At 73.4% G+C, this 5,772-nt stretch carries 5 protein-coding genes; 1 reads left to right on the plus strand and 4 read right to left on the minus strand.

Going from position 1 to position 5,772, the window contains the following annotated elements:
- The first annotated feature begins 143 nt into the window (after window positions 1-143).
- Window positions 144-629, plus strand: coding sequence for a GNAT family N-acetyltransferase (locus FOE67_RS14590; RefSeq protein WP_438874221.1), 486 nt, complete (start codon window positions 144-146; stop codon window positions 627-629).
- Window positions 630-700: 71 nt separating this feature from the next.
- On the opposite strand, the gene FOE67_RS14595 is transcribed toward FOE67_RS14590, so the two are convergent.
- Genes FOE67_RS14595 through FOE67_RS29340 form a run of 4 tightly spaced genes read right to left on the minus strand, consistent with a single transcriptional unit; the run spans window position 701 to window position 5,650 of the window.
- Window positions 701-2,251 carry an ABC transporter ATP-binding protein gene (locus FOE67_RS14595; RefSeq protein ID WP_182664353.1) on the minus strand — a complete coding sequence of 517 codons (1,551 nt, stop codon included), beginning with the start codon at window positions 2,249-2,251 and terminating at the stop codon, window positions 701-703.
- Window positions 2,248-3,033: an ABC transporter permease gene (locus FOE67_RS14600; RefSeq protein ID WP_323384934.1), complete on the minus strand. Its 786-nt coding sequence runs from the start codon at window positions 3,031-3,033 to the stop codon at window positions 2,248-2,250. The genes FOE67_RS14595 and FOE67_RS14600 overlap by 4 nt, the downstream gene beginning before the upstream one ends.
- A gap of 56 nt (window positions 3,034-3,089) precedes the next feature.
- Entirely contained in the window at window positions 3,090-4,043 is a 954-nt protein-coding gene (locus tag FOE67_RS14605) for an ABC transporter permease (RefSeq protein WP_182664357.1), read from the minus strand.
- Entirely contained in the window at window positions 4,040-5,650 is a 1,611-nt protein-coding gene (locus FOE67_RS29340; protein ID WP_182664359.1) for an ABC transporter substrate-binding protein, read from the minus strand. The genes FOE67_RS14605 and FOE67_RS29340 overlap by 4 nt, the downstream gene beginning before the upstream one ends.
- Window positions 5,651-5,772: the final 122 nt, after the last annotated feature.

Genomic DNA, 5,772 nt, shown 5'->3' on the forward strand with positions numbered 1-5,772 from the left:
GGGGCGCCTCGGCATTCGCCCCGCCGGAACCCGTCCCCCACCCCCACGGACCGCACATGAGTGAGTTGCCCTCCCCCCGTACCGTCGGTCGATACCTCGTTCGGGCCGCCGAGCCGGAGGACGTCGACGGCGCCCGCGGCGTCATGCTGGACACGTTTTACCGCGAGTTCGGTTACGGGTACGTGCCCGGCTGGCACGAGGACGTCATCGACATCGACGGCACCTACCTGACCGACCCCCGCCATCTCCTCCTCGTGGCGATCGACACGGAGGACCCGGGGCGGACGGTCGTCGGAACCACCGGCCTCCTCTCCCGGGGGCCGCGTCATCCCCCGCACCCCCGGTGGATCGCGGAGCGGTATCCCTCCGGCTCCACCGCCCAACTGGTCCGCGTCTACGTGCGGGCCGAACACCGTCGTCGAGGGCTGGCCCGGGTCATGGTGGAGATGGCCGCGGAATTCGCCGCCGTCCGCGAGTACGCCTCCCTGTACCTGCACACCAACGTGAACATCGCCGGGGCACAGCCGTTCTGGGAGGACGTCGCCAAGGAGATCTTCGATGCCAGGGCCACCGGCGAGCACGGTCCCGGCTTCGCCACCGTCCACTACGAGATCCCGTTGCCCCACTGACCCGGGGCGCCGTTCCCGGCTCACCCGCCCTGCCGGGGTCCGGAACGAGCGGGCCGGGAACGGCCCCGGCCTCACCCCGCCGGATCGGGGACGGGCACGACGGGCCCCGGCAGGGCCTCCAGCAATCGCCGGGTGACGGGGTGGTCGGGGGCGGTCAGCACGACGCGGGTCGGACCGCTCTCCACCACCTCTCCCCCGTCGAGCACCAGGACACGATCGGCCAACCCCACCGCCAGTCGCAGGTCATGGGTGACCAGCACGAGCGAGACCGCCCGGTCGGGGTCGTTCGCCAAGCGCGCGAGGAGGTCGCCGACCCCGTCACGGGCGACCGGGTCCAGGGCGGAGGTGATCTCGTCGCACACCAGCACCCGGGGACGCGCCATCAGGGCACGTGCCAGGGCGGCCCGTTGGAGTTCGCCCCCGGAGAGCCCGTCGGGGACACGGGCCGCCGTGGCCTCGTCCACCCCCATCCCGGCGAGCACCTCCACCGCCTCGGCGCGGGCCCCGGCCGGGGAGACCCGACGCAGCCGGACCGCGGAACGGGCCACCTGCTCCAGCACCGGCCGGTACTCGTCGAAGGAGGCACGGGCATCCTGGAAGACGTACTGCACCGCCGCCAGATGGCCCCGTCCGCGATCGCGGACGCTGCGGGGCAGGAGCTCCCCGTCCACCAGGACGCGCCCCGTGGCGTTCCGGTGCAGACCTGCCAGGCAGCGGGCGAGTGTCGTCTTTCCCGACCCCGAACGCCCCACCACCGCCAGGCACTCCCCCGCGCCCAGGGACAGGGAGACGTCCCGCAGGACCGGGGTCCGGCCGCGGCGGGGGCCGTGGTGGGCGGTGAGTCCCTCGACCCGCAGGAGTTCCGGCCGGGTGCCGGTCGGCCCGGGCCTCCCCCGGGTGGCCGGTGGTGAGGGCGGGAGATCCGGCGGGGACGCGGCGTCCCCGGGGGCACCGGCAACGGGGGGTACTCGCTGCACCGGCCCGCTTCGCGCGACCCCGCCCCCGCGCAGGATCACGACCTGATCGGCCAACTCACCCACCACATCGGCGTCGTGGCTGAGCAGGAGCACGCCGATGCCCCGGTCGAGCACCGCGCGCAACTCCTCCACCACCCGGCGGGTGGTCAGCGGGTCCTGTCCCGTGGTGGGTTCGTCCGCGATCAGTACCGGCGCCCCGGCGAGCAGGGCCTGGGCGAGCACCACTCGTTGTTGCTGTCCGCCCGAGAGTTGGTGGGGAAAGCGGCGGGCCACCCGGTCGGGGTCGGGGAGGCGGGCCGCGCGCAGCGCATCGCGGACCCGTGCCGCCCGCTCGGCGCGGGTTCCGCCGGCGAGCCGGGCGATGTCGTTCAGCAGCGCGCCGGAACGCCGGGCGGGGTTGAGCGCGGCGGCGGGGTTCTGGGGGATGTAGGCGGCACGACCCTCGACCACCACGGTCCCGTCCACCCGGGCACCGGCCGGGTACTCCCCCAGCAACGCCAGGGCGGTGGTGCTCTTGCCACTGCCCGAGGGGCCCACCAGCGCGGTGCACCGGCCGGCGTGCACGGTCAGGGAGACCCCGTCCACCAACACTCGATCCCCCACCGCGACCCGCAGGTCCTCCACCCGTGCCACGGGCCGGGTCATCGGGGTCCTCCCTTCCGAACGGCCCTGCGCGCCAACGCGGCGTCGAACAGGAGATTGGTACCGGTGGTGAGCGCCACGATGAGCAGCGCCGGGACCACCACGGCCCACGGTTGGATGAACAGGCCCGTGCGGTTGCGGTCCACCATGACCGCCCAGTCCGCGGCGTCGGGGGTGATCCCCACACCGAGGAAAGCCGCGGTGGCCACCAGGTACAGCGCACCGGTCAGCCTGACCCCGGCATCGGCGGTCAGCACGCGTGTGATGGAACGCCCGACGTAGCCGACCGCCATCCGCCACCAGCTCTCGCCCTGCATGCGCATCGCCTCCACCGCCGGCCGGGAGGCGGCGTCGGCCGCGCAGGCACGGGCGATGCGCAGGGCGTCGGGGACGTTGATCAGGGCCACGATGAGCGCCAGGCCGGCCGGCCCCGGCGAGAAGAGGGTGGCGACGATGAGCAGCAACAACAGGGAGGGGATCGCCAACAGGACGTCCCAGGGGCGCATCAGGCCCTCCTCCACCCACGGCCGGTGGGTGAGGGCGGCCGCCAGACCGATCGGCAGCGCGATCACATAGGCCAGCGCCGTGGCCACCAGCGCGGTCACCACCACCGAACGCCCGCCGAGCAGCACCTGCCGCCACACGTCGCGGCCGATGAAGTCGGTGCCCAACCGGTGACCGTCCCCGAGGGTGAAGGAGACCCCCCGCGGCCCCGGTTCGCCCACGAACCAGGGACCGAGGAGAGCCAGCAGGAGGGGCACCGCGATCAGCGCGCCGCCCAGCACCGCCTGCCCCCGGGAACGGCGGGCCGGCGCCGGCCGGAGCCCGGGCGGGGAGGTCTTCACGCGGCCACCTCCAGCCTCGGGGCGAAGCGGTGCGCCACCAGGTCGGCGCCCAGGTTGAGCAGAACGGTCACGGTCCCGAAGAGCACGGCCAGGCCCTGGATGACGGGGATGTCCCGGGCGGCCACCGCGTCCATCAGGACGGTGCCCAGTCCGGGAACCACGAACAGGGTCTCCACCACGATGACCCCGCCCAGCAGCCAGTCGGCGGTGCGCGCCACCTGCTGAGCCGCCGGGGCGGCGGCGTGCGGCAGCGCGTGGGTCCAGCGGACACGGACGGCGGAGACGCCGTACCGGCGGGCCTGCGCCACGTGGCCGGAGGCCATGGCCTCGATCATGCCCGCCCGCACCAACCGACTGATCGAGCACACCGGCCGGGCCAGCAACACCATCACCGGGAGGACCAGCACGAGGGGGGTGACCAGCGGGTCGGTCCCGTACCCGATGGCGGTGGGCGGAAGCCAACCGAGCCACAGCGCGAACACCACGGTCAGCAGCACGCCGAGGGCGAACTCGGGCACCGCGTACAGGCCGAGGGTGACGGTGCTGATCAATCGGTCGACCGGGCCGCCCTCGCGGCGGGCGGCGAGCACACCGAGCCCGACCGCCAGGGGAACCAGGATCACCAGGGTGACGCCTGCCAGGAGCAGGGTCGGGCCGAACCCGGCCGCCAGGTACTCGGTGACCGGGCGACCGGTCACCAGGGAGACGCCGGGGTCGCCCCGCAGGAGGCCGCCCACCCACTCCGCGAAACGCTCGCCCGCGGGGCGGTCCAACCCCATGAGCTCCCGTACCCGCTCGATGCGTTCGGGGTCGGGTTGGTCCCCGGCGAACGCGACGGCCGCGTCGCCGGGGAGCGCCTCGGTGAGCGCGAAGACCAGCAGCAGCAACCCGGCGATCTGCAGCACACCCAGGAGCAGCCGGCGCCGCACCCACGCGCGGCGATCGCTCACGCCATCCACACCCGGTCGAAGCGGGCCCAGTCGAGGGTGTTGGCGGGGGCATCCTCGGAGACACCGCGCACGTTCGGTGCGGTGGCCACGATCCAGTCGGCGAAGCCCCAGATCAGGAAGCCGCCCTCGGCGTGCAGGCGGCGCTGCATCCGCTCGTACAGCGCGGTCCGCTCGGTCTCGTCCCGGGTGGACTGGGCCTGCTGGTAGAGGTCGTCGAAGTCCTCGTGACGCCATTGGGTGGCGTTGGTGGGGGAATCGGTGAGCAGTCGCTGGGCGACGTGCGACTCGATGGGCATCGAACCGGAGCGGGTGGAGGACATGACACCGGAGTCCAGGGTGTCGCTCCAGTAGGTGTCGGCGTTGCCGATCCGCACCTCGACGGTCACCCCCGCCGCCGCGGCCTGTTCCCGGAAGATCTCCGCGGCCTCGACGAAGCCGGTGGCCACGGGCGAGGTGTCGAGGGTGACGGTCAGTCCGTCGCCGTACCCGGCCTCGCGCAGCAACTCGGTGGCGCGCTCGACGTCCCGTTCGCGCTGCGGGATGCCATCGGCGTAGTACAGGTACCCCTTGCCGAAGAGGTCGTTGCCGATCTCCCCCGCGCCGGAGAGGGCGCCGTCGATCAGTTCCCGCCGGTCCGGGATGAGGAAGAACGCCTCCCGCACCCGGGGGTCGTCGAAGGGGGCACGGTCCGTCTTCAGGACGAATCCCTGCATGGCGCTGTTGGGCAGACTCACGATCCGGACCCGGTCGCCGTCCCGGTGGGCGCGGGTGGTGGCGGGGTCGAGTTCGTGGGCGTACTCCACCTGCCCGCCGAGAAGGGCGTTGATCCGCGCCGACTCCTCGTCGGCCACGACGATCTCCAGCTCCTCCAGGTGGGGGGCGCCCTCCCAGTAGTCCTCGAAGCGTTCCACGAGCAGGGAGCGACCGGGGGTGAAGGAGACGAACCGGAAGGGTCCGGAGCCCACCGGTTCGGTGAAGTCGTCGGCACCGGCGGGGACGATGTACGCCCCGAAGGCGGCGAGGACGTTGGGGAACTCGGCGTAGGGGCGCTTGAGTCGGAACTCCACGGTCCGTTCGTCCACCGCCCGGCTGTCCTCGAGGTCGATGGGTTCCAGGGAGGAGCGGGCCCGGAAGGCGGCGTCGGGATCGGCGATGCGCCGGTAGCTGTACAACACGTCCTCGGCGGTGACGGGGGTTCCGTCGTGCCAGTGGGCCTCGCGGAGGGTGATGGTCCACAGGTCCAGCCCCTCGTTGCTCTCCCAGCCCTCGGCGAGGCGGGGGCTGGGGGACATGTCGGAGCCGAAGTCGGCGAGCTTGTCGAAGAGCGTCTTGGCCCGGGCGGCGTCGGCGAAGAGATTGGTCAGGTGGGGGTCGAGGGTTTCGTTGGCCCCGCCCCCGGCGAAGGCGGCGCGCAGTCTGCCGCCGGGGCGGGGCTTCCCGTCGTCTCCTCCGTCGGCGGGCCGAGCGGTGTCGTTCGAGCCCCCGCAGCCGGGCAGCGCGAGGGCCGCGGCGGTCGCGCCACCGACGGCGAGGACGGTTCGGCGCCCGGGTCGGATGGAGCGGGGCGAGCCGGTGCCGGCGGGGAGGCCGCGCAGATCGTGGTTCATCTTCCTCGTTCTCTCTCGGGATCTCTCTCGGGGTCTCTCTCGGGGTCTCTGTCGGGAGTGGAGCGGGGCTCGGTGGGGTCGCCGAGGAGTGGCGCCGGGAACGGTTCCGGCGGGGCGGGGTG

The organism is Streptomyces calidiresistens (assembly GCF_014141525.1).
Taxonomy (GTDB): Bacteria; Actinomycetota; Actinomycetes; order Streptomycetales; family Streptomycetaceae; genus Streptomyces; species Streptomyces calidiresistens.

Coding starts and splice junctions, on each gene's coding strand:
- FOE67_RS14590 (WP_438874221.1), top strand. CDS start 144: ATGCTGGACACGTTTTACCGCGAGTTCGGTTACGGGTACGTGCCCGGC.
- FOE67_RS14595 (WP_182664353.1), bottom strand. CDS start 2,251: ATGACCCGGCCCGTGGCACGGGTGGAGGACCTGCGGGTCGCGGTGGGG.
- FOE67_RS29340 (WP_182664359.1), bottom strand. CDS start 5,650: ATGAACCACGATCTGCGCGGCCTCCCCGCCGGCACCGGCTCGCCCCGC.